Annotated in this window: 22 protein-coding genes and 1 pseudogene; 10 read left to right on the top strand and 13 right to left on the bottom strand. The window is 73.6% G+C overall.

The genetic code is table 11. From position 1 onward, the window contains the following. The first annotated feature begins 24 nt into the window (after positions 1-24). Complete coding sequence (locus AW16_RS0107030; RefSeq protein WP_231495973.1) at positions 25-786, top strand: HAD-IIB family hydrolase; 762 nt, start codon at positions 25-27, stop codon at positions 784-786. Here AW16_RS0107030 and AW16_RS0107035 read toward each other — a convergent pair. Genes AW16_RS0107035 through AW16_RS0107045 form a run of 3 tightly spaced genes read right to left on the bottom strand, consistent with a single transcriptional unit; the run spans position 770 to position 2,806 of the window. Further along, the gene (locus tag AW16_RS0107035) at positions 770-1,480 is read right to left on the bottom strand and encodes a phosphatase PAP2 family protein (RefSeq protein ID WP_029289252.1); all 711 of its coding nucleotides are present in this window, start codon (positions 1,478-1,480) and stop codon (positions 770-772) included. The genes AW16_RS0107030 and AW16_RS0107035 overlap by 17 nt on opposite strands. Continuing rightward, positions 1,477-2,157 carry a phosphatase PAP2 family protein gene (locus tag AW16_RS0107040; protein ID WP_029289253.1) on the bottom strand — a complete coding sequence of 227 codons (681 nt, stop codon included), beginning with the start codon at positions 2,155-2,157 and terminating at the stop codon, positions 1,477-1,479. Before AW16_RS0107040 ends, AW16_RS0107035 begins: the two co-directional genes overlap by 4 nt. A gap of 46 nt (positions 2,158-2,203) precedes the next feature. Further along, positions 2,204-2,806 (bottom strand): hypothetical protein, encoded by a 603-nt coding sequence (locus AW16_RS0107045; protein WP_156044091.1) that lies wholly within the window; start codon positions 2,804-2,806, stop codon positions 2,204-2,206. Positions 2,807-2,922: 116 nt separating this feature from the next. Here AW16_RS0107045 and AW16_RS0107050 point away from each other — a divergent pair, with 116 nt between their 5' ends. The 3 genes from AW16_RS0107050 to AW16_RS0107060 all read left to right on the top strand — a co-directional run bounded on the left by AW16_RS0107050 (position 2,923) and on the right by AW16_RS0107060 (position 6,931). Continuing rightward, positions 2,923-3,510 (top strand): PadR family transcriptional regulator, encoded by a 588-nt coding sequence (locus AW16_RS0107050; protein ID WP_369794766.1) that lies wholly within the window; start codon positions 2,923-2,925, stop codon positions 3,508-3,510. Next, positions 3,507-4,244: an ABC transporter ATP-binding protein gene (locus AW16_RS0107055; protein WP_029289256.1), complete on the top strand. Its 738-nt coding sequence runs from the start codon at positions 3,507-3,509 to the stop codon at positions 4,242-4,244. Before AW16_RS0107050 ends, AW16_RS0107055 begins: the two co-directional genes overlap by 4 nt. A gap of 143 nt (positions 4,245-4,387) precedes the next feature. Further along, positions 4,388-6,931 carry an FtsX-like permease family protein gene (locus tag AW16_RS0107060; protein ID WP_156044092.1) on the top strand — a complete coding sequence of 848 codons (2,544 nt, stop codon included), beginning with the start codon at positions 4,388-4,390 and terminating at the stop codon, positions 6,929-6,931. A 1-nt stretch (position 6,932) separates the two neighbouring features. Here the strand turns inward: AW16_RS0107060 and AW16_RS0107065 are convergent, their stop codons facing one another. After that, positions 6,933-7,835: a L,D-transpeptidase gene (locus AW16_RS0107065; RefSeq protein WP_029289258.1), complete on the bottom strand. Its 903-nt coding sequence runs from the start codon at positions 7,833-7,835 to the stop codon at positions 6,933-6,935. Between the two features lie 575 nt (positions 7,836-8,410). Between AW16_RS0107065 and AW16_RS0107070 the strand changes: the two genes are divergently transcribed. From AW16_RS0107070 to AW16_RS0107080, 3 genes are all read left to right on the top strand, one after another. Beyond that, positions 8,411-9,193 carry a tyrosine-protein phosphatase gene (locus AW16_RS0107070; protein ID WP_029289259.1) on the top strand — a complete coding sequence of 261 codons (783 nt, stop codon included), beginning with the start codon at positions 8,411-8,413 and terminating at the stop codon, positions 9,191-9,193. A gap of 95 nt (positions 9,194-9,288) precedes the next feature. Continuing rightward, positions 9,289-11,124: an AAA family ATPase gene (locus tag AW16_RS0107075; protein ID WP_051681743.1), complete on the top strand. Its 1,836-nt coding sequence runs from the start codon at positions 9,289-9,291 to the stop codon at positions 11,122-11,124. 45 nt (positions 11,125-11,169) lie between these two features. Beyond that, positions 11,170-12,096 carry an Fpg/Nei family DNA glycosylase gene (locus tag AW16_RS0107080; protein ID WP_029289261.1) on the top strand — a complete coding sequence of 309 codons (927 nt, stop codon included), beginning with the start codon at positions 11,170-11,172 and terminating at the stop codon, positions 12,094-12,096. 15 nt (positions 12,097-12,111) lie between these two features. Here AW16_RS0107080 and AW16_RS0107085 read toward each other — a convergent pair whose 3' ends face one another. Further along, positions 12,112-12,720: a DUF1684 domain-containing protein gene (locus AW16_RS0107085; protein ID WP_029289262.1), complete on the bottom strand. Its 609-nt coding sequence runs from the start codon at positions 12,718-12,720 to the stop codon at positions 12,112-12,114. Positions 12,721-12,769: 49 nt separating this feature from the next. Beyond that, positions 12,770-13,690, bottom strand: coding sequence for an LLM class F420-dependent oxidoreductase (locus tag AW16_RS0107090; protein ID WP_029289263.1), 921 nt, complete (start codon positions 13,688-13,690; stop codon positions 12,770-12,772). 234 nt (positions 13,691-13,924) lie between these two features. Here AW16_RS0107090 and AW16_RS0107095 point away from each other — a divergent pair, with 234 nt between their 5' ends. Genes AW16_RS0107095 through AW16_RS0107105 form a run of 3 tightly spaced genes read left to right on the top strand, consistent with a single transcriptional unit; the run spans position 13,925 to position 18,401 of the window. Continuing rightward, complete coding sequence (locus AW16_RS0107095; protein WP_029289264.1) at positions 13,925-15,607, top strand: glycosyltransferase; 1,683 nt, start codon at positions 13,925-13,927, stop codon at positions 15,605-15,607. Beyond that, entirely contained in the window at positions 15,604-16,329 is a 726-nt protein-coding gene (locus AW16_RS0107100) for an HlyD family secretion protein (protein ID WP_029289265.1), read from the top strand. Before AW16_RS0107095 ends, AW16_RS0107100 begins: the two co-directional genes overlap by 4 nt. Beyond that, positions 16,326-18,401, top strand: a complete 2,076-nt coding sequence (locus tag AW16_RS0107105) for a glycosyl hydrolase (protein ID WP_051681744.1) — start codon at positions 16,326-16,328, stop codon at positions 18,399-18,401. Before AW16_RS0107100 ends, AW16_RS0107105 begins: the two co-directional genes overlap by 4 nt. A 353-nt stretch (positions 18,402-18,754) precedes the next feature. Here AW16_RS0107105 and AW16_RS18745 read toward each other — a convergent pair. The 7 genes and pseudogenes from AW16_RS18745 to AW16_RS0107145 form a co-directional block, all read right to left on the bottom strand. Beyond that, positions 18,755-19,567 (bottom strand): annotated as a pseudogene (locus AW16_RS18745) (glycosyltransferase 87 family protein); the annotation flags it as partial. A 229-nt stretch (positions 19,568-19,796) separates the two neighbouring features. After that, positions 19,797-20,018, bottom strand: a complete 222-nt coding sequence (locus AW16_RS16975; protein ID WP_156044093.1) for a hypothetical protein — start codon at positions 20,016-20,018, stop codon at positions 19,797-19,799. A gap of 111 nt (positions 20,019-20,129) precedes the next feature. Next, entirely contained in the window at positions 20,130-20,765 is a 636-nt protein-coding gene (locus AW16_RS0107125; protein WP_231495974.1) for a LytR C-terminal domain-containing protein, read from the bottom strand. Then, positions 20,762-21,058, bottom strand: coding sequence for a type II toxin-antitoxin system VapB family antitoxin (locus tag AW16_RS0107130; protein WP_029289269.1), 297 nt, complete (start codon positions 21,056-21,058; stop codon positions 20,762-20,764). Before AW16_RS0107130 ends, AW16_RS0107125 begins: the two co-directional genes overlap by 4 nt. A 136-nt stretch (positions 21,059-21,194) precedes the next feature. Next, entirely contained in the window at positions 21,195-21,725 is a 531-nt protein-coding gene (locus tag AW16_RS16980) for a hypothetical protein (protein WP_034648311.1), read from the bottom strand. A gap of 98 nt (positions 21,726-21,823) precedes the next feature. Beyond that, positions 21,824-22,873, bottom strand: coding sequence for an acyl-CoA desaturase (locus AW16_RS0107140; protein ID WP_051681758.1), 1,050 nt, complete (start codon positions 22,871-22,873; stop codon positions 21,824-21,826). A 248-nt stretch (positions 22,874-23,121) separates the two neighbouring features. Further along, positions 23,122-23,325, bottom strand: a complete 204-nt coding sequence (locus tag AW16_RS0107145) for a cold-shock protein (protein ID WP_029289271.1) — start codon at positions 23,323-23,325, stop codon at positions 23,122-23,124. Positions 23,326-23,356 lie beyond the last annotated feature (31 nt).

A 23,356-nucleotide genomic window follows, 5' to 3' on the forward strand; every position in this document is an offset into this window, starting at 1 on the left:
CACGAGCAGCCATCGGAGGAGCCCGTGACCTACCAGCTCGCCCTGTTCGACCTCGACGACACGCTCGCGCCGTCGAAGAGCAAGGTCGCGCCCGAGATCGTCGACATGATCGTCGCGCTCACGCGGGTCGCGCAGGTGGGGATCATCTCGGGCGGCATCTTCGAGCAGTTCGACACGCAGCTCCTGTCGTCGATCGACGACTCCGCGGCTCTCGCACGCCTGCACGTGCTGCCGACCTGCGGCACGCGGTACCTGGTGCACGACGGCACCGCGTGGACGGAGGTCTACTCCGAGCCGCTGAGCGCCGACGAGACCGAGGCGGCCGTCGCCGCGCTCGAGACGCGTGCGCGCGAGCTCGGGCTGTGGGAGGCGGACACGTGGGGCGAGCGGATCGAGCGGCGCGGCAGCCAGGTGACGTTCTCGGCGCTGGGGCAGGAGGCGCCGGTCGCGGCGAAGGCGGCGTGGGACCCGGACGGGTCGAAGAAGGAGCGGCTGCGGTCGCTCGTCGCCGCCGACCTGCCCGAGCTCGAGGTGCGCTCGGGCGGCTCGACGTCCGTGGACATCACGCGCAAGGGCATCGACAAGGCGTACGGCGTGAACCGCCTGCTCGACCGGCTGGGCCTCGAGCCGGGTGACGCCGTGTTCTTCGGCGACAGGCTCGACGAGGGCGGCAACGACTACCCGGTGATCTCGACGGGTGTCCCGTGCATCGCGGTGACCGGGTGGACCGACACGCCGGGCAAGGTGCGGGCCGCGGTCCCGGAGGCGTTCACGCCCGAGGCGTGACCTCGCCCCGGCTCACGTCGCGGCGCAGGTAGCCCCACGCGATGAGCGCGCAGACCACGCCGTTGGCGAGGCCGACGAGCACGTCCGACAGCGCGTGCATGCCGCGGTACAGGCGCGCCGATCCCATCGCGATCGGTGCGAGCACGCACAGCGTCGACAGCAGCACGCGCAGCCACGGCGTGCGCACGCGCTGCGCGACGAGCAGCAGCGTCGTGTAGAGCGCTGTCGACGCGCCCGTGTGCCCGCTCGGGTAGCTGGAGGTGGGCGGGGCGTCGTCGAGGTGGTCGACGTCGGGGCGCTCGCGGCCGACGAGGAGCGACGACGTCAGGAACACCGCCGCCTGCAGCCCGATCGCGAGCGGCGGCACCACCGCGAACCACCACTGCCGCGTGCGCCACCACAGCAGCAGGAACGTCAGCACCGCGAGCGCGACGACGATCGGCGTGTTCCCGATCTCGCACACCACGGCCGTGACGTCGTTCATCGTCGGCGTCCGCACCGAGACGAACCAGTCGTTGACCGCCTTCTCGCGCGGCAGGTCGTCGAGCGGCCCGGTGATGAGCAGGCCGAGGCCGACGACGACGCACCACACGACCGCCGCGGGCACCAGCCCGCGCAGCGCGACGTCGCGCAGCGCGGAGCCGAACGTCGGGCGGGTGGTGTCCAGCTCGTAGCGGTGGACGAAGGTGCTCACGCGGTCTCCAGGGGTGTCGCCGATCGGCTCGTGAAGCCGTGGTAGCCGAGGTAGGACGCGCCTGCGACGGTCGCGCCGAGCAGGATGCCGCCGACGACGTCGGACGGGTAGTGCGCGCCGAGCAGCACCCGGTCCGCACCGGTGACGAGGGTGAACGCCGCGGCTCCTGCCGGGACCGCGACCCGCGCGCGGCGACCGAGCCACGGCCACAGCAGGAGCGTCACCGTGGTGCCGGTCGCGGCGGACGCGAACGCGTGGCCCGACGGGAAGCTCGTGCCACCGGCGTGCACGAGCGCGTCCTGGACCACGGGCCGCGCGCGCTGCACGGCCTCCTTGGACAGGTTCGCGACGAGCCACGACGCCATGAGCGTCCCGAACCCCCACGCCGCCCGCCCGGGAGCCCGCCGCGAACGCCACACCCACACGCACACGAGCGACCCGGCGAGGTACACCCACCGCGGCTGCGAGAGCTCCTGCCACACGAGCGCGGCCTGGTGCACCGCCGGGTGCGCGCGGGTCCAGTCGGTGGTCTCGCGGATCGCGTGCTCGTCCCAGCCGGCGACCGGCCCGACGTCCGCGCGCACGACATAAGCCAGCGCGGCGACAGGGATGCCCACGCCGAGAGCGAGCGCGCCCGCGCGCAGCAGGGCGCGCCAGGGGAGCGGGGTGCGGCGCATCCCCGCGAGGCTAGGGGGCCGCGCGCGGTTGCGCGCGGCGAACGGGTCAGTCGGTGCAGGTGGCGGGGGGCGTGTAGTCGGAGCGGAACGCGTAGACGATGGGCCGGACCGGGACGTCGAACGTCCGGCTCAGTCCGAGGGTCGTGACCCGCAGCGGCAGGTGGTCGATGGAGATCGATTCCGCGTCGGCGTACGGGGCGCACCCGGGGCCGTAGGAATAGCCGACGGTGACCTTGTCGCCCGGGGCGAGCGTGGCGGCGTCGACGGGGTCGGCAGCGTCACCCAGCGGGCTGGTGAAGAGCTGCAGGTGCTGCAGCCCCTCGATCTCGGTGATGTCCCCCGCCCGTACGGTGACGGGGACGCGCGCGGTGTTGCGGAACGACCACAGGCCGTCGTTGGACCGGTCGGCCGGATCGACCACGACGACGGGGGTGTGCTCGCCCACGTCGAAGCCGATGGGCACGGTCTCGGCCTGCGGATCCGTCGCGAAGGTCGAGCCCGTGGCGAGGTGGTTCGTCAGACCGATCCGGAGCCACGTCGCGAGAAGGCCGACGACCACGACGAGGAGCGCGGCGACGATCGCCGTTCGAATCCTCCGTGGTCTTCTCGCCGGCGGCGCGACCTGCGGCGCTGCCTCGATGACTGCCATCCCGTCCCCCTCGTTCGTCCACTGAGCCCGAACGTAGCGGACGAGGGATTGACGCGCAGGAGGTTACTGAGTAACTTCAATGGCAACCGGTTACCGCGTAACCATTATCGGGGGTCATGATGTCCGTCCGTCAAGGCATGCTCGCGCTGCTCGCCAGCGAGCCCATGCACGCCTACCAGTTGCGCCAGCAGTTCGAGCAGCGCACCGGCGGGACCTGGCCGCTGAACATGGGCCAGGTCTCGACGACGCTCGACCGGCTGGTGCGTGACGGGCTCGTCGAGCAGGTGCCGTCGTCGGACCCGGCCGCCTACCGCCTGACGGCCGACGGACGCGCCGAGCTCGCGCACTGGTGGTCGACCCCCGTGGTGCGCTCGGCGCCGCAGCGCGACGAGCTGAGCATCAAGCTCGCGCTCGCGGTGACCGCCCCGGGTGTCGACGTGCGCGAGATCGTGCAGGCGCAGCGCACCGAGACGATGCGCGCGCTCACCGACCTCACGCGGCTCAAGGCCGATCTCCCCGCCCAGGTCGAGAGCGCGGACGACCTCGCGTGGTCGCTCGTGCTCGACAACCTGGTGTTCTCGGCGGAGGCCGAGGTGCGCTGGCTCGACCACGTGGAGGTGCGGGTCGCCCGCGCCGCGCTGCGGCCGGCCACGCCGTCGTCGGCCCCGTCGCCCGTCGACACCCGTGCGGACGTGACCCGGTGAGCCCGCGGGCCGTCGGTCCCGTGCTGCTGTCCGCCCGCGGCGTGACCCGGGTGCACGGCGAGGGGCCTTCTGCTGTGCGCGCGCTCGACGGCGTGGACCTCGACGTGCGGCTCGGGGAGCTCGTCGCCGTGATGGGCGCCTCGGGCTCGGGCAAGTCGACGCTGCTCAACATCGTCGGCGGGCTCGACGTCCCGACGAGCGGCACGATCACGCTCGCGGGCGAGGAGCTCAGCGGGCTCGACGCCAGGGCACGCGCCCGGCTGCGCCGCCGGTCCGTCGGGTACGTGTTCCAGGACTTCAACCTCATCCCCGCGCTCACCGCCGCGGAGAACGTCTCCCTGCCGCGCGAGCTCGACGGCGTCGGTGGCCGGGCTGCCCGCGGGGAGGCCCGCGCCGCGCTGCGGGAGGTCGGCATCGAGGATCTCGCGGACCGGTTCCCCGACGAGATGTCGGGCGGCCAGCGTCAGCGCGTCGCGATCGCGCGTGCGCTCGTCGGCCCGCGCCGCCTGGTCCTGGCCGACGAGCCGACCGGCGCGCTCGACTCCACCACGGGCGAGGACGTGATGCGGGTGCTGCGCGCACGCATCGACGCCGGCGCCGCGGGGCTGCTGGTCACGCACGAGCCGCGGTTCGCCGCCTGGGCAGACCGGACCGTGTTCCTGCGAGACGGGGTCGTGGTGGACGGGACCGGGCGGCGCGCCGAGCCGGAGTCGCTGCTGACCGGGACGCGGTGATGGCCACGATGCGCCCCGTGGCACTCGACGACGAGCCTGTCGTCGACCGACCGAGGAGCCGTTGGCCGCGTTGGTCGGCGGCGGCGCGCATCGCGTGGCGGGACGCCGTCCGGAGCAGGGGCCGGACGGCGTTGGTGGTCGCGATGATCGCGCTCCCGGTGGCGATGGGTGTCGGCGGTGGCGTCCTGCTCCAGTCGTCCCTGCCGTCGCTCGAGCACCAGGCGCGCGAACGGATCGGACCTCAGGCGCAGGCGGTCGTCCGAGCCGTCGCGGCCGGACCCATCGTGCAGGACGGCCTCGGGATGGAGGACCGCCTGCTCCCGGGGACGCCCGACGCGCCGCCGCTGCTCTCGGGCGTGACCGAGGCCATCGCCGCTGCCGTCCCGGTGGCCGACAGCGTCGTCCCGGCGCACTTCCTCGACGCGCGGACCACCAGCGAGTCCGGCTCCGTCCGCGGGAGGGTCTGGTCGGTGCCGGCGGACGGCATCGGTGCCCTGCCCCAAGGCCAGGTCGTCGAGGGTGCGCTGCCGACGACGGCCGGGCAGGCCGTGGTCGGCCAGGACGTGGCGCGCGCGCTCGGCGTCCGGATCGGGGACCGGCTCGAGGTCCGCACGTCCCCGACGCGGACCGACGACGTCACCGTCACGGCGCTCACCGCGGTGGCGGACGGGTCGTCCCACGCGATCGTGGTCGCCGACGGGTCGGTCCCGACGACGCCGTCGGATCTGAGCCGCTGGTTCGTGACGGGTCCCGAGCCGGTGTCGTGGACCGACGTGCAGAAGCTCAACCACTCCGGCCTGATGGCCACGAGCAGGGCGGTCGTCGCGGACCCGCCGCCCAGACCGCGCGGGCTGCCGGCCGAGAGCGGGCCCACCGCGTCCACGGCGGCCCTGGTCGCGGCCGTGTGCGCGATGGGTGTGCTCGAGATCGTCCTGCTCGTCGGTCCCGCGTTCGCGGTGGGCGCGCGTAGGTCGTCCCGAGCTCTGGCGCTCGTCGCCGTGGCCGGGGGCGACGGTCGGACGCTGCGCCGGATCACGCTCCTCGGTGGCGCCGTGGTGGGCGTGCTCGCGTCGTCGGTCGGTGTCGTCGTCGGGCTCGTCGGTGCTGTGGCGCTGAGGGCGGTGCTGGTCGCCGCCGGGTCACGAGGGTTCCCGGAGCTCCGGTTCCCCTGGGCGGCTGTCGCGGCTGTCGCGGTCCTCGGTCTCGTCGTCGCCGTCGGCGCCGCGTGGCTGCCGGCCCGGCGCGCCGGTCGCATCGACCCGGTCGCGGTGCTGTCGGGCCGTCGCTCAGAGGCCGCGCCCCGCCGCAGAGTGCCCGTGGTCGGGACGGTCCTCGCACTCGCCGGCGTCGCTGCGGCGGTGGCCGGTGCGGCGACGGGGCACACCGCGATGCTCGTCGGCGGGGTGGTCGCGCTGCAGGTCGGGGCCGTGGCGGCGTCGGGAGGCCTCGTCCAGCTCGCGGGGCTGGCGGCGCCGTTCCTCCCGGTCGCGGGGCGGATCGCCGTGCGGGACGCCGCACGGCAGCGCGGGCGGACGGCTCCGGCGGTCGCGGCGGTGCTCGCGGGCGTCGCCGGCATCGTCGCGGGGATCGTCTTCATGAGCTCGGAGAACCACGACGGACGCGAGTCCTACGTCCCCGTCGCCGCGGTGGGGGCGGTCGTCGCCCAGCCCGGGCAGGACGACGACGAGGAGCTGAGCGAGCACCTCACGGTCGCCGACGTGGCAGACCGGGTGCGCGAGGCGACGGGTGCCGACGTCGCCCTCGTCCGCGCGGCGAGCGTCGACGGCAGCACCGCGTTGTGGCTCGACGGTGCTCGAACGGCCGGCAACGTGTGCCCCGACGGAGGCAAGCAGTCCGACCCGCGGTGCCGGATCGTCGACCGCCAGTCGTTCTTCCGCGGGAATGGGGACATGGTGCCGAACGTGCTCGTCGACAACGGCACCGTCGCGCCCCTGCTCGGCTTCCCGGCTGCGGCCACGACGGCGCTACGGCAGGGCCGGATCGTCGTCGACGACCCCAGGATGGTCGCGGCCGACGGCACCGTGCGCCTCACCACCCTGACCGTGAAGCGCGATCCGGTGACCGTCACGATGCCGGCGACGCTCGTCGCCCCGGGTTCGCAGTTCGGGTTCGTCGTCCCGCCGTCCCGCGCGGCCGAGCTCGGCATCGGGTCCACGCCGATCGGGGCCGTCGCGCTCCCCGCCCGGGCGTTGGACGACGCCCAGGAGGCGCGGCTGGCGAAGGCCCTCGGGACGGGCGCCTACGCCCAGGTCGAACGTGGCTACGAGCGCTCGGTCTCGTCGACGCTGTGGGTACTCGTCCTGGTCGCCCTCGTGGTCGGTCTCGGGTCCGCGGGGCTCGCCGTGGCGCTCGCGGCGAACGAGCTCCGGCCCGATCTGGCGACGCTCGCGGCGGTCGGCGCGGCACCCTCGGTCCGGCGACGGGTGGGTGCGGCGCAGGCAGGCGTGATCTCGGTGCTCGGGGTCACGGTCGGGACGGCGGCCGGGCTCGTGCTCGGCGGCGTGCTGTGGCTCCAGAAGCGGCAGCTGGACCCCCTGCTGCACGGCATGTGGGTCCCGTGGACGCAGGTCGTGGCGGTGCTCGTCGGCGTCCCCGCGCTGACGATGGCCGGCGCCTACCTGCTGACCCGCTCCAGGCTCCCCATGACCCGCCGGGTCGACGCCTGACCTACCGCACCACCACCACCGTCCCCGCGGGTACGCGGTGCCACAGCTCGTCCATCACCTCGTCGGACACGCGCACGCACCCGGTCGACACCTCGCCGCGTCCGCGCAGCGTCGTGGTGTGGATCGCCGTCACGGAGGTGCCGGTGCGCTTGTCGTAGTCGTCGAGCGCCTCGCTCTGCGTGGACAGGAGCACGACGCGCGGTGTCGTCGTCCCCGGCTCGTCCCAGAACGTGCCGACGACGAACTGCGCGCCGACCGGCGTCGGCGTCGCGCGCGAGCCGGTCGCCAGGACCGGGAACGTGCGCGTGCGGTCGCCCTCGTCGACCGTGATCGTCTGCTTCTTGCGGTCGACGACGATGCGCCAGTCGGTGCCCGCCGTGCGCGTGTCCGTCGCGCGGATCCACACCGTCCGGCCGTTGACCTGCGCGCGGTCGTCGCTCGGGAGCGCGCCGCGGACCGCGGGCATCACGCGCAGCCAGCCGCTCGGGGTGGCCTGCACGACGGGGACGGTGGTCGGGATGCCGAGCGTCGTCAGGGGCAGGACGCCGACGACGCGACCGTCGGGCGAGTCGTACGCGGCGGTGTCCGCGGTGAGCACCGCCGTGCGCCAGCGTCCGAGCGACTGGTCGTCGCTGCGCAGCTGGGTGCGACCGTCGAGCCCGGGCAGGCCGGGGACGACGTGCAGCGGGTCGAGGGGTGTCAGGCCGTCGAGGTCGGGTGCGTCCGGCAGTGGCGCGGGGCGCTTGGTGGCGTCGACGGGGGCGTGGACGACGACCGGCTCGGGACTCGTCGGCCCGCTCGCGGCCGGGGCCTCGGCCTGCGCCGCGGAGCACCCCACGAGCCCGCCGGCGATCCCGACGAGGCACGCGATCGCCACCGCGCCGCGGGGCAGCGATCGCGCCACGGTCCACCTCCGCTCGTCGGCCCGGCCCCCATCATCGCGCGCCGCACCTCCCCCGGACGAGCGTGCCAGCTCCTGACGGGCGCCGGCTCCGGACGAGCGCGCCAGTTTCGGACGAGCGCGCCAGTCCAGACCTCGTCTCTCGTCGGAAACCGGCGCACTCGCGGGCCGGGTCCGCGGCGCGAGGCGCCCGGCGGGCCGCGTCTCGCTCGCGAGAGCGCGCCTTCGGGGTGAGAGCGCGCCGTTGACGTTCGACTCTCGGGCCAAAGGGTCGCGCTCGAGCGAGATCCAGCCGTCGCGCGTTCGTTCCGGACGAGCGCGCCAGTTTCGGACGAGCGCGCCAGTCCAGACCTCGTCTCTCGTCGGAAATCCGCGCACTCGCGGGCCGGGTCCTCTCGGCGGGCCGCGTCTCGCTCGCGAGAGCGCGCCTTCGGGGCGAGAGCGCGCCGTTGACGTTCGACTCTCGGGCCGAAGGGTTGCGCTCGGGAGAAGGTGGCCGGTGGGGCACGGGCGGGCGGCAGGCGAAGGCCAGCAGCACGGGCAGCCCGCTCGCCGGGAGGCGTGGGAGGCTCGGGCGCATGGATCTGCATGCCATCGCCAACGCGCACCTCGGGAACCTGCGGGACGTCGGGGGCGGGCCGACGAGCGACGGGGGGACGGTCGCGCGCGGGGTGGCGTACCGGTCCGCGGAGCTGGCCGACGAGCGCATCGTCGACGATCCCGACCTCGCGCGGCTCGCGGTCCGCACCGTGGTCGACCTGCGCACCGCGGCCGAGCGCGACACCCGGCCCGACCACGTCCCCGCGGGCGCGGACCACGTCGTGCTCGACGTGCTCGCGGACATGCCGACCAGTGCCGCGGGACGGGTCAACGCCCTGTTCGGCGACCCGGGCGGCCTCGCGCGGGCGCTCGGCGGGGTGGACCTCGCCGAGCAGATGCGCGAGACGTACCGCCAGCTCGTCGTCAGCGACTCGGCCCGACGGGCGTATGCGGCGTTCGTGCGCGTCGTCGTCGACCCCGACCGCACGCCGGTGCTGTTCCACTGCACCGCGGGCAAGGACCGCACGGGCTGGGCCGCGACGATCCTGCTGCTCGCGGCGGGGGCCGACGAGGCGGCGGTGGCGGAGGAGTTCCTCGCCGTGAACCCCGCGGTGCGCGCGACGTTCGCACCGCTGCTCGCGCAGCTCGGCGAGCACGCGGACCTCGTCGCGCCCATGCTGGAGGTGCGGGCCGACTACCTCGCCGCAGCCCTCGCGCAGGTGAGCGAGTCGTACGGGTCGTTCGACGCGTACCTCGGTGACGGCCTCGGCCTGAGCGATCTCGAGATCGGCGCGCTTCGTCGGACGATGCGCGGGGATTAGCCCGTTCGGGTGGTCCGATATGTCCGATCTTGCGGGTGAGGCGGACCGGCCCGACGATGGCAGGGACCGCCTGACCAGCCGGAAGGGGCCCCCGCATGCCCGACGACCTCGCCTCCCCGATCCGCCAGGGAGCCCACGACATCGCCCTCGAGCGTGAACGTGTCCGCCGTCGGCGGGTGTACCGCGCGGCGGCCGTCGTCATCGCGCTCGAGGCGTGGGTGGTGCTGGCGGCGGTGCAGGGCTGGCGGGTGCTCCCGGTGCCGCACGTCGACCCCTTCCTGCTGACGATCGTGCTGTTCTTCGGGCTCATGCTGCTCCTCGTCGCCGGCACGCAGCTGGGCTCCGGCCGCTCGCCGCACGTCGTGTACCGGCCCGAGCAGGTGGACGTGGGGCTCGACGACGTCGTCGGCATCGACCCCGTGAAGGAGGACGTGCGCCGGTCCATCGACCTGTTCCAGACGCACCGCCGCTTCGCGGACCAGATGGGTGGGACGCCTCGGCGCGGCCTGCTGTTCGAGGGCCTGCCGGGCACGGGCAAGACGATGACCGCGAAGGCGATGGCGGCCGAGGCGGGCGTGCCGTTCCTGTTCGTCTCCGCGACGTCGTTCCAGTCGATGTACTACGGCGCGACGGCCAAGAAGATCCGTGCGTACTTCAAGGCGCTGCGCAAGGCCGCGCGTGCCGAGGGCGGGGCGATCGGGTTCATCGAGGAGATCGACGCGATCGCGATGCGCCGCGGCGGCATGGTGTCGGCGGCGACGGTCTCGCCGTTCGCGAGCCGCGTCCCCGGGCTGGTCACCAACGCCGTGGTGTCCGAGGGGACCGGCGGCGTGGTCAACGAGCTGCTCGTGCAGATGCAGTCGTTCGACGAGCCGACGGGCGGCGACAAGCTCTACAACCGCGTCGTCTCGCGCATGAACCTGCTGCTCCCCGCGCACCGGCAGATCCGCCAGCGCCGGCCCGGGCGCGCGCCGATCCTGCTCATCGCGGCGACCAACCGTGCGGACCAGCTCGACCCCGCGCTGCTGCGGCCCGGCCGCTTCGACCGGCACCTCACGTTCGCGACCCCCGACGCGCTGGGCCGCCGCGAGCTCGTCGACCACTTCCTGACGCGCCGCGCGCACGACGAGGAGCTCGACGACGCCACGGCCCGCGACCGGATCGCCGCCGCGACCAACGGCTGGACCCCCGTGATGATCGAGCACCTGCTCGACGAGGCGCTGGTCAACGCGCTGCGTCGCGGGGCCCTGACCATGTCCTTCGCGGACATCGAGCACGCGCGCATCACCGAGATGGTCGGCATCGGCCAGCCTGTCCGGTACACCGCGGCGGAGCAGGAGCTCATCGCGACGCACGAGGCGGGCCACGCCACGGTCGCGTGGCTCGTCGCCCCCAACCGCACGCTCGAGGTGCTGACGATCGTGCGGCGCGGCGACGCGCTGGGCCTGCTCGCGCACGACGACTGCGAGGAGGTCTGGACCCACTCGCACTACGACCTGCAGGCGCTCGTGCAGATCGCGATGGGCGGCTGGGTGGCCGAGGAGCTGTTCTTCGGGCAGACGTCGACCGGTCCGGCCTCCGACCTCGCGGCCGCGACGCGCACCGCCGCGCAGATGGTCGGTGCGGCGGGCATGACCGGCTCCCTCGTGTCGTTCATGGCGGCCGGCGGCGACTTCGTGCAGTCGGTGCTCGCGGACGCCTCGGCGCGCGAGCAGCTCGAGACCGTGCTCGACGAGGCGCGCAGCCACGTGCGCCGGCTGCTCTCGCGCAACCGGCACCTCGTCGAGGCCCTGCGCGACGCGCTGCTCGAGCGCCACGAGCTCATCGGCCCGGAGATCACCGACGTGCTCGAGGCGGCGGCCCAGACCCCGACCCCCGCTCCCGCGACCCCGCCGGCCGGCACCCCCGCGGCGACGCTGTACGTCGCCTGACCGCACGCGCGGGCGAGCGCTGGTCGCGGCCGGTAGCGTGGCGCGGTGCCCGAGGGTCATACCGTCCACCGCATCGCGCGGCAGCTGAGCGCCGACCTCGTCGGGGAGCCCCTCGCCGTGAGCTCGCCGCAGGGACGGTTCGCCGCCGGTGCGGCCCGGCTCGACGGGCAGGTCATGGAGCGCGCGACAGCCGTCGGCAAGCAGCTGTTCTGCGAGTTCACGTCCGGTGACGTGCTGCGCGTGCACCTGGGGCTGTACGGCGCGTGGGACTTCTACGGCCGCATCACCCCGATCGTCGAGGGTCAGGCGGCGCGCGGCAGCATGGGCGCCCCGCGGCTGCGGCGCGCGGTACGCATGGGCGAGGACGAGCGCGAGCAGCCGGCCGACGAGGGTGGCCTCGTGTTCCCACCGCCGCCCGTCGGCGCGGTGCGGGTGCGGCTCGCGACGAGCCAGTCGGTCGCGGACCTCCGCGGGCCCTCGGCGTGCGAGGTGCTGGGCCCCGACGAGGTGCAGGCCGTCGTCGACCGCCTCGGCCCGGACCCGGCGAGCACCGACGACCTCGACGCCGCGGCCGACGTGGTCGCCGACCGGGTCACCGCGCGCGGTGTCCCCGTGGGGCAGCTGCTCATGGACCAGTCGGTGGTCGCCGGCATCGGCAACATCTACCGCGCCGAGCTGTTGTTCCGCGCGCGCCTCGACCCGTGGACGCCCGGTAAGCGGGTCCCGCGCGACGTCGTGCGCGCGCTGTGGCACGACTGGGCCGGGCTGCTCGCCGACGGCATCCGCGACGGCGTGATGATCACGCGCGAGGACCTCGACGCGGAGGGGCGGGCCGCGGCGCTCGTCGACCCCGAGCAGCGGCACTGGGTGTACCGCCGCACCGGCCTGCCGTGCCGGGTGTGCGGGACGCCCGTGCTGGTGGAGGACATGGCGTCGCGCAAGCTGTACCGCTGCCCGAGCTGCCAGCGCTGAGCCACGACGCAGCCGTCACCCCTCGAACGCCACCTCGCCTACGGTGACGGCGACGTCGAGAGTGTTCTCGGGCCGCGGCAGCGGGCAGGCCCACGCCGGGTCGTACGCGCAGGACGGGTTGTAGGCGAAGTTGAGGTCGACGACGAGCCGCCCGTCGGCCTCCCCGAGGTCCGCTCCCTTGACGGTGTCCAGCAGGTACCGGCCGCCGCCGTAGGAGTCCCCCGACGAGCACGTGGCGTCCCGGACGGGCAGGAACAGCCCGCCGCCGTAGGACCGCAGCGCCCACACCGCGAGCGACCCGAGCCCGGGCAGGGTGACGACGCCGACCTGCGAGAACGGCACGGTCCCGTCGGTGCCGGTCGGCACCTGGATCGTCGTCGGCTCCGCCGGCTCGAGGTCGACGACGAACCGGAACGCGGGATCGTACGGCCGCACGCGCACGGGAGCCGGCGAGCGCAGCGGCGACGCCGGGTGCGTCTGCATGAGCGACTCGCGCGCGGCAACCCATCCGGCGTGCGCCCGGGCGGGGTCCGCGGCGCGACGGACGTCCGCGTAGATCGCGGCCACCCGCCGCCGCCAGTCGACGAGATCGAGGGTCGAGAATGCCTGCTGCGCCTCCGTCATCCGTTCACCCAACCAGCCGGGCCCGACACGCGCCCGCTCACCCCGCAGCTCACCCCAGCTGCGGCACCACCTCGCGCGCCACGAGGTCGAGGTGCTCGAGGTCCTGCAGGTCGAGGACCTGCAGGTACACCCGTGTGATCCCCTTCTCGCGCAGCGCGCCCAACCGGTCGACCACCTCGGAGACCGTCCCGGCGAACCCGTGCGCACGCATCTGCGCGGCATCCCTCCCGATCGCCGAAGCCCGCCGCGCCACCTCGGCCTCCGTCGTCCCCACGCACAGGATGTGCGCCATCGACAGCACGAGCGACGACCGCTCGCGCCCCGCGGCGTCGAGCGCCGCGTGCATCGTCGCGATCCGCCCGTCCACCGCGTCGGCGTCGGGGAACACGAGGTTGAACTCGTCGGCGAACCGCGCCGCGAGCGCGGGCGTCCGCACGGGACCGGACCCGCCGACGATCACCGGGATCCGAGGCTGGACCGGCTTGGGCAGCGCCGGGCTGTCGACCAGCGAGTAGTGCGAGCCGGAGAACGAGTACGTGGACCCGAGCGGCGTCGACCACAGCCCCGTGACGATCTCGAGCTGCTCCTCGAGGATCCCGAACCGCTTGGCGGGGAACGGGATGCCGTACGCCTCGTGCTCCCTCTCGAACCACCCGGTCCCGAGCCCCAGCTCGACACGCCCGCCGGACATCTGGTCCACCTGCGCGACCTGGATCGCGAGGATCCCGGGGACCCGGTAGGTCACGGACGAGACGAGCGTGCCGAGCCGGATCCGGGAGGTCTCGCGCGCGAGGCCGGCGAGCGTCGTCCACGCGTCCGTCGGTCCGGGCAGGCCGTCGCCGCTCATCGACAGGTAGTGGTCGGAGCGGAAGAACGCGTCGAAGCCGAGGTCCTCGGTGGCGCGCGCGACCGCGAGCAGGTCGTCGTACGTGGCCCCCTGCTGGGGCTCGGTGAAGATGCGCAGGTCCATGCGGACCACCCTCACACGGCGACGACGACGAGCGGCGCGAGTTCACCCCGGTGTGACCTGCCCCACACCGCGAGTTGGTGGACAGCCCCGCGCGACGCTCCCTACCGTCGAAGACATCCGCCGCCGGCCCAGCCAGGGACGCGCGACGCACCTGGCGCCACCGACGCCGTCACCACGGCAGACGTGGGCCCGCTCCGAGCGGTCCGCGTACCGCACGGCGACGGGGGCCAGACGATGACCACCACGTTCGACAGGCTCGTGCTCGAGCCACGCAGGACCGACCAGCCGCAGGCCAAGCCGGCCCGCACCAAGGAGACCGAGGCGGCGCAGAGCCCCTCGATGGTGATGCTGGTGCTGCTCGCCAGCGCGGGGATCGTCGTCTACGCGATCTTCCTGCTCAACCCGGCCAACCGCGGTGACTGGCTGCCGTACGGCATGGTCATCGCCGCGGAGACCGTGCTCGTGGTGCATGCGCTGCTGGCCATGTGGACCGTCCTGTCGGCCGGGTACGACCCGCGCGGGTTCGCGTTCCACCACGCGCAGGACCGGCTGTACGGCATCGGCGAGATCATCGGGGAGCGCGCCGAGGACCGGCCGCAGGACTGGCAGATGCACCTCGACGACTGGCCCGTCTCGATCGACGTCTTCGTCACGACGTACGGCGAGGACCTCGCGACGATCCGCGCGACCGTCGAGGCCGCCGTCGCGATGACGGGTCGGCACGAGACGTGGGTGCTCGACGACGGGCGGTCCGACGCCGTCCGCGACCTCGCCGCCGAGCTGGGCGCGCGCTACGTGCGGCGGCTGTCGAGCAACGGCGCCAAGGCGGGCAACCTCAACCACGCGCTGTCGTTGACCCGCGGCGAGCTGTTCGTCGTCTTCGACGCGGACTTCGTGCCACGCCCGGAGTTCCTGCACGAGACGGTGCCGTTCTTCGCGTCCGACGACGTCGCGTTCGTGCAGACCCCGCAGGCCTACGGGAACCTGCACACGGTGGTCAGCAAGGGCGCCGGGTACATGCAGGCGGTGTTCTACCGCTTCATCCAGCCGGGCCGGAACCGGTTCAACGCGGCGTTCTGCGTGGGCACCAACGTCATCTTCCGTCGCGCGGCGATCGACGACGTGGGCGGCATCTGCTCGGACTCGAAGTCGGAGGACGTGTGGACCTCGCTCATGCTGCACGAGAAGGGCTGGCGCACGATCTACATCCCGAAGGTGCTCGCGGTGGGCGACACCCCGGAGACGGTCGAGGCGTACACCAAGCAGCAGCTGCGCTGGGCGACCGGCGGCTTCGAGATCATGCTGACCCACAACCCGATGTCCCCGCGGAGGAACCTGACGCTCGACCAGCGCCTGCAGTACCTGGTGACCGCCACCTTCTACCTCACGGGCATCGCGCCGGGGCTGCTCATCCTGGTACCGCCGCTGCAGATCTACTTCGACCTGACGCCGATGAACCTGCACATCACGGTGTGGACGTGGGCGCTGTACTACCTCGGGTTCTACGGCCTGCAGGTGCTGGTCGCGTTCTACACGCTCGGCTCGTTCCGCTGGCAGACGCTGCTCCTCGCGGCCGTGTCGTTCCCCATCTACGTGCGCGCGCTGGTCAACGCCGCGCTCAAGCGCGAGCAGGCCTGGCACGTGACCGGCTCGAAGGGTGCGTACCGCTCGCCGTTCGCGTTCATCCAGCCGCAGGTGCTCGTCTTCGCGCTGCTCGCGCTGACGACGGTCGTCGGGACCTGGAAGGACCTGAGCAACGGCTACCCGAGCCTCGCGCTCGCGTGGAACGCGACCAACACGCTGATCCTCGGCGGCTTCGTGCTCACGGCATGGCGCGAGGGACGCGCGGCGAAGCAGGCGACGCGACCCGTCCGCGGCCGACGAACCGCCGCCCCGGCACTGGCAGGTGCGGCATGACGTGGGCGGGCAGGCTGCGACTGGTCGCAGGCCTGCTGGTGGTGCTCGTCGTCGCGGCGCTCGCCACGTACGCGCTCAACGAGCGGCGCGGGCAGGCGACGAGCGACTCGGCGCAGATCCTCGCCAGGTCGTACGCCGTGGGGACGCCGTACGCGGGGCTCGTCGTCAATCAGTACGTCGAGGTGGGCGACGAGGTGCACGAGGGGCAGTCGCTGTTCGTCGTCGACGCCGCCGCGCTGCGACAGGGCAACGGCATCGAGAAGGCGGTCCCGGAGACGACGCACCTGGACGACGAGGGCCGCCTGGTCATCACGGCCGCGGGCGACGGCGTCGTCACGCAGGTCGACGGCACGCAGGGGACGTTCGTGCAGTCCGCCGCCGACCTCGCGACGGTCCAGCGCGACGGCACGCTGTACGTGCAGGCGGAGTACACGCTGTCGCCGAAGGAGTACGCGCGCGTCCCGGCGCACGCGAAGGTGACGATCACGCTGCCGGACAAGCGCACGATCGACGGCACGGTGGACCGTGTGAAGGTCGAGACCGTCGCCGGAACCGCGCAGGCCGTGATGACGATCGTCGGCGACGGGCTGGTGCAGGGCGACGACGACGGGCTCGTGTCCGCCGGCACGCCCGTCGAGGCGCAGCTGCACCTCGAGAACGACGGGGTGGTGACGACCGTCTCCGACGCGGTGAAGAGCTACGTGCGGGGGGTGGTCGGGTGACGGGCCGCCGGTGGGTCGGTGCGGGGGTCGCCGCGGCGCTCGTCGTCGGGGGTGGTGCGGCGCTCGCGCTCGCGGCGCCCTGGGACGGCGCGGGTACGACCAGCGGCGCGGGTGCGACGGGCGAGGCATCGCCGGCCGTCGCCCCCGGCCCGCCCGACGCCACGCTCCCGCAGGTCGACACCGCGGCCCTCGTCGCCGCGGTCCCGCACCGCGAGGCCGCCAAGATCGACCCGGTTCGCCTCGCCCCGGGCGTCGTCCCGCCGACCAACCGCTGGTACTCGGGCCTCGTGTTCGGCGACCAGCCGCAGCCGGTCTTCGCGGAACCGCTCTCGTTCGCGCTCACCCCGTCGGGCTTCACGCTGGGCCTGCCCACGCCGACGACGAGCGACACGACGATCGCCGCCCCTCACGTGCCCGCCGTGACGGTGGACGTGGGCGCGACGAGCGCGCGCGTGAGCGAGGCCGACCCCGTGAGCGTGACGGTCGACCTGCTGGACGGGAGCGCCGTCCTGGGACACGTGGTGCTGGCGGAGGGCTCGCCGTTCGTGTCGTTCACGGCCACGCGCGACGTCTCGGTCCGCACCGACGGCCCGCTCGCCGCGACCGCAGGCGGCCCGGCGACCGCGGCGGGGGAGCGCTGGGCGTTCGTCGGCCCGGGGTACGACGACGGGGCGACGCAGCTGCACGCGGGCGCGACCGCCACCTGGTACGCGCTCCCCGACGACCCGGCACCCACGGCCGCGGCCACGCTCGCGACGGCCGCGGCGCACCCGGTGACCGGCGTCGGCATCACCTACGGCGTCGACGACCACGTCGCCCGCACCACGCTCACCTACCGCACCGACGGCGGGGCGAGCGCCTACGTCCTCATGCCACACCACCGCACGGGCACCCAGCCCGCGCGCACGGGCTGCGGGCTGGGCACGTACGCGAGCGTGTACGGGGACCTCGAGCTGTGCGCCGGATCGGCCCTGTCGTCGTATGCCCCGACGCAGCGACCGGCGGGCACGTTCGACCTGTCGGGCCTGACGAAGGCGCAGCGCGCGACCATGACGGCGTCGCTGACCCAGGACGTCGCGGCGACGCCCGCGTTCCCGTCCGACACCTACTTCGGCGGCAAGTCGCTGCTGCGCGCGGCCGACCTCGTGACGATCGGCGACGCGCTCGGGCAGTCCTCCGCGGTGGCGGACCTGCGCGCGAGGACCGTGGCGGCGCTGCGCGAGTGGGCGCAGCCGGACGGGTGCGAGAGCCGCGACGCCCGGTGCGTCGTGTACGACGAGAAGGCGCGCACGGCCCTCGGCCTCACGGCGTCGTTCGGCTCCGACGAGCTCAACGACCACCATTTCCACTACGGCTACCTGCTGTCCGCGGCGGGCGTGCTGGCGGCCGACGACGAGGCGCTCGCGCGCGACCTCTCGCCCGTGATGGACCTGCTGGGCCAGGACATCGCAGCGGCACGCCCGTCCGACGAGCTGCCGCAGCTGCGCAGCTTCGACCCCTACGCGGGCCACTCGTGGGCGTCGGGCACCGCGCCGTTCGCCGACGGCAACAACCAGGAGTCCAGCTCCGAGGCGGTCAACGCGTGGAACGGGCTCGGGCTGTGGGCCGCCGCGTCCGACCAGCCCGAGCTCGCCACCGAGGCGACGTGGCTGCTCTCGACCGAGGCGCTCACCGCGCGCACGTACTGGACCGCGCCCGAGCTGCCGTCCGGCTTCGGGCACCGCGTGATCGGGATCAGCTGGGGCGGCAAGCGCGACTGGGCGACGTGGTTCAGCCCCGAGCCGAGCGCCGTGCTGGGCATCCAGCTGCTCCCGCTCGGTCCGGCGCAGCTCACGCTCGCGCGCGACGTGCCGCCCGCCGGCATCACGGCGGCGGTCGACGAGGCCGCACCGGACGGCTACGACGTGATGTTCGGAGGGGACCTGCTGGGCTACCGGGCGCTCGCGGGGTCGGCCGAGGCGTCGTCCGCCTGGACCGAGCTCACGACGCTCGGTGACGCCGGGATCGACGACGGGACGTCCCGCACGGCGCTGCTCGCCTTCGTCGCGGCGGCCGAGGCGCGCTCGGGCTGACGCAGCAGCTCGACCACCGTGACCACCGCGAGCGCGACGAGCGCGACGTTGCGGCCGATGAGCACGAGCGTCATGAGGTCCTGCCCGGCCACGATCCCGTCGTAGCCCCACGGGAAGATGACCTGCGTCGCCCCCGCGATGCCCGCGACGAGCAGCGCGGTGGTGCGCCAGTGCGGCAGCCGCAGCGCGAGCGCGACCGCGACCGGCGGAGCCAGCCACCCGATGTACTGCGGCGAACCCACCTTGTTGAACACGATCAGCAGCGTCACGACGAGCATCGATCCGCGCACCAGGAACTCCGCGCCCACACGCGGCAGCCCCCACAGCCGCCCGTCGAGCACGCTGCGCCGCCACCACAGGAACAGCGAGGCGCCGACGAGCCCGACGAAGAACAGGAGCCCCAGCAGGTCGGCCGCCTCCTGGGTGCCCGGTCCGTGGATCTCCCACGTCACGAGCGCCTGGTTCAGCTCGACGACCACGCGCGGCGACCACAGGCTCGCCACCAGCCACGGCGTCGCGCCGACCGCCTCGACCTGCAGCCCGCGCTGGTCCTGCTCGGCGAGGAACGAGAAGAGGTACTGCCCGCCGCCCAGCGCCGCGACGACGCCCATGACGACGACGCTCACGGCCGCGGCCGGGGCCACGACGTCGCGCCACGGCCGCCGTGCGGCGAGGAACAGCGGCGCGAGCAGCGCACCGGGTGCGACCTTGATCCACGCGCCCACGGTCAGCAGCGCCGACGAGAGCCACGGGTGCCGCAGCCCCAGCACGAGCGCGACGACCACGACGGGTGCGACCACGGCGTCGAGCCGACCCATCGCGACCGGCCCGAGCAGCGCGATGAACGCGATCCACCACCACGCGCCGGTCGTCGTCGCGCGCTGCGAGGTGCGCCGGCCCGACCACGCGGGGGTGTGCAGCAGCGCGAACACCGCGACCGCGTCCAGCGCGGTGACCATGAGGCTCCACGCGGTCGCGTACTGCGCGGTGCCGACCGTGCTGCCGACCGCGCCGCCCAGCATCGGCAGCGTCGCCAGCGGGGGGTACACCCAGGAGACGTCGACGCCCTGCCACACGCCGTCGTGCAGCCCCTGCCACATCCACCAGCGGTAGAGGTCCAGGTCCCAGAACGCGCGCTGCGGGATGAGCACGACCCCGAGCAGCATGAGCCACCCGTGCACGAGCGCGAACGCGGTCCATACCGCCGCCCGTGACCGGATCACGGGGTGGGCAGCGAGACGTCGCTCGACGGCACGGGTCTCGAGGGGGCGGGTCAGGGCTGCCTCCGGCGGGAGGGCACGAACGTCGTCGTGCGGCGGGCATCCGGACGGATGCCCGGTCGAAGACCGCCAGGCTATCCGTCCGACTTGTGCGCCCGGTCCGATGTGTCGGTCGTCACTGCTGGCGCGGCACCGGCGGCGGCGCGACCGCACCCGTCTGGGCACCCGACACCGGGTAGATCGGGGCACCGCCCTCCTGGACCAGCTCGTCCGCCTCGGTCTCGGCCTCCGGCGGAGGGTCCGCCTGGGGTGCGGTCGAGACCACCGGGTCCGGAGCCCCGCCCGGGATGACTCCCGTGGGCCAGGGGGCCTGCGTCTCGTCGTCGTGCTCGCTCATCGTCGCCTCCGTCGAGTCGTGCGGTGCGCTGCGGGCGGCTCTCGCCGCCGGCACCATCGTGGACCCGCACCAGGCGCCGCGCGCGCCGAGCGAGGGGTGACGACGTCGACGTCACTTCTTCGACGTCGCCTTCGGCGTGCTCGCGGTGGTCGGCGCCGCGAGCTCCGACAGCGGCGTGCACGACGCCGGCTGCGGGATCGGCTGGCTCGCGTCGAGCGTGATCTTGTCCTGGTCGGCGAGCTCGGTGAAGTCGGCCCCGAGCGTGAGGTCCACGGACGAGTCGCTGCGCGCGTCGCGGACCAGCGTCGCCTGCGGGACCTGCGCCTGCAGCGTGTACGCCTGCGCGATGCCCTTGCTGCCGAAGTTGATGAGCGCCACACCCGTGACCCGCGCGGGCGAGTTCGTCGTGACCCCGATCTTGAACCCGCGGTCCTTGAGGTCGGCCGCCGTCCGCCCGGCGAGGCCGGCCGTCGACGTGCCGTTGTACACGTTGACCTTCATCTTCGAGTACTTGACCGGCTTGGCACCCTCGGGCGGGCAGACGACCGTCGAGCGCGTCGGCGATGCGGACGGCTCACGCGCGATCGCCTTGTTCATGAACGGCACGTCGATGCTGTCGGTGTACACCGCGGCCGCGCCGAGGCCGATCACCGCGAGGGCCGCGAGCAGGACGCCGAACACCACCGCCTGGCGCTCGTGCATGTGGCGGCGGCGCAGCGTCCGGCCGCGCTCCGGGTCCGTGCTCACTCGATCACCAGGACCCGGGCGTGCAGGATGGCGCGCTGCTGCAGCGCGGCGCGCACCGCGCGGTGCAGACCGTCCTCGAGGTAGAGGATCCCCTTGTACTGGACCACGTGCGCGAACAGGTCGCCGTAGAACGTGGAGTCCTCTGCGAGCAGCGCGTCGAGGTCGAGCGTGCGCTTGGTCGTGACGAGCTCGTCCAGCCGCACCTGGCGCGGCGGGACGTCGGCCCACTGCTTGGCCGTCTCGAGCCCGTGGTCCGGGTAGGGCCTGCCCTCGCCCACCGCCTTGAAGATCACGGGCCAGAGTCTAGGTGGTCGTCCGGCCCACCGCGGTTGGTTCCACCGCGGTGGGCCGGAACGTTGCCGGACCGTTGCCCGGTCGAGACCGCGTCGGCGGTCGGCGTCCGACCGCTCGTCGGCCCCTCGTGCCGGGTCAGCCGCGGGTGAGGCCGCCGGTCTTGACCGCCGTCTCGAGCGCCACGTCGTGCGCGCGCTCGACCTGGTCGGCGATGCCGAGGCCTCCCCACACACCGGCGCTGGCCTCGAGCCCGATGACGACGCCGAGGTTGTAGTCGCGGCTGAAGTCGATGGGCCACGGGTCGGGGTCCGGGATCGGGATCGGCCACCACCAGTTCCACACGAACGGCCACTTGCGGGGCCGCGTGCCGCACCAGTCGTCGGGGTCGACGTCGAACCCGATGCCGAGACGGTCCGCCGTCGCGGCGAGGTGCACCAGCTCGCGCGCGGCCGCGACGCCCGTCGCGAGTCCCGGCGGGATGGGCTGCGGGTTGAGCGCGGCGCGGCCTCCGGGCGGCAGCGGCTGCGGGTTCAGGGCCGCCTGTGCCACGCGGCCGCGGCCGATCGAGCCGTACGGACCGTACGGCCCGTACGGGTTGCCCAGGAGCTCGAAGATCTCCGGGTGCAGGCGGCCGATCAGGTAGATGGCCGACGTCGTGAGTGCCATTGCTGTCCCCCTTGTCCGGGGCGCGGACGCGTCCCGACGAGAAGGAAGCGTTCACCCGTCCGGGTGATACGTGGAGGTGCGGCGCGGCGGGGGTGAAGTCAGACGCGGTACATCGCGGTGATCGGGCACGCGAACAGGTCGCGGTCCGGCCGGCCCACGGTGTTGAGGTGGCGCACGATCATCGCGTACGAGCGTGCGAGCGAGACCTGCGCGTACGGGATGCCTCGCTCCTGGCAGTAGGCGCGCACGATCGGCTGCGCCCGCCGCAGCGACACGCGCGGCATCGACGGGAACAGGTGGTGCTCGACCTGGTGGTTGAGCCCGCCCATGAGCGCGTCCACCCAGCGGCCGCCCCCGATGTTGCGGCTGGTCAGCACCTGGCGACGCAGGAAGTCGATGCGGGCGTCCTTGGGCACGAGCGGCATGCCCTTGTGGTTGGGCGCGAACGAGGCGCCCATGTACAGCCCGAACAGCGCGAGCTGGACGACGAGGAACGCGAGCGCCTTGGTCGGCGACATCACGAGCAGGACCAGCGCGAGACCGCCGCCCACGCGCACGAGGACCATCGCCGCCTCGACCCACCGGTGCTCGAGCGGCTCGCGCGAGGTCACGCGGCGGATCGCATAGACGTGCAGCGCGATGCCCTCGAGCAGCAGCAGCGGGAAGAAGAACCAGCCCTGGTGGTCCAGGTACCAGCGCTGCAGCGGCGTGCGCGCACGGTCGGCCTTGTCTGGCGTCAGCGCCAGGACCTCGAGGTCGATGTCGGGGTCCGCACCCACCTTGTTGGGGTTGGCGTGGTGGCGCGTGTGCTTGTGCTGCCACCAGCCGTACGACAGGCCGACGAGCAGGTTCGCCAGCACCATGCTCGTCCACGTGTTGGCGCGTCCCGACGAGAAGATCTGCCGGTGCGCGGCGTCGTGGCCCAGGAACGCGATCTGCGTCATGACGACGGCCGCGCCGACCGCGACCGCGAGCTGCCACCACGAGTCGCCCACCAGCACCATCGTCGCGACGAGCGCCGCGACGGCGAGCACCGCGCCCGCGAGCCGCGCCGTGTAGTGCCCCGGCCGGCGACGCATGAGTCCCGCGGCCTGCACGGCACGCGTGAGCTCGGTGAAGTCGGAGACGGCGCGCTCGCGCGGGCGCATCGCCGGGGTGGTCGTCGTGCTCGTCGACGTCGTCGTCACGGTGCGGCCGTCCTGTCGGGTGCTGCTGTCTGGCACGGGCGGGTGTCGCGGTCAACGACGTGTGCGGTGGTCGAACGCTCGACGAGCGGACCTGGTTCCCGGGCGCCGGTCGGGTCATCCCGACCGGGTGCGAACGACAGAGCCCCCGGTCGGGTGACCCGACCGGGGGCTCTGCTCTGATCGCGAGGATCAGACTCAGATCGCGAGGATCAGAGGGGGGTGACGTTCGAGGCCTGGGGACCCTTGGGGCCCTGGGTCGTCTCGAACTCGACCTTCTGGTTCTCCTCGAGCGAGCGGTAGCCGCTCGACTGGATGGCGGAGTAGTGCACGAAGACGTCGGTGCCGCCGTCCTCGGGCGCGATGAAGCCGAAGCCCTTCTCGGCGTTGAACCACTTCACGGTGCCGGTGGCCATGTCGTTCTCTTTCTGTCGTTCGGTCGGACAA

This window comes from Cellulomonas sp. HZM, assembly GCF_000708885.1.
GTDB lineage: Bacteria > Actinomycetota > Actinomycetes > Actinomycetales > Cellulomonadaceae > Cellulomonas.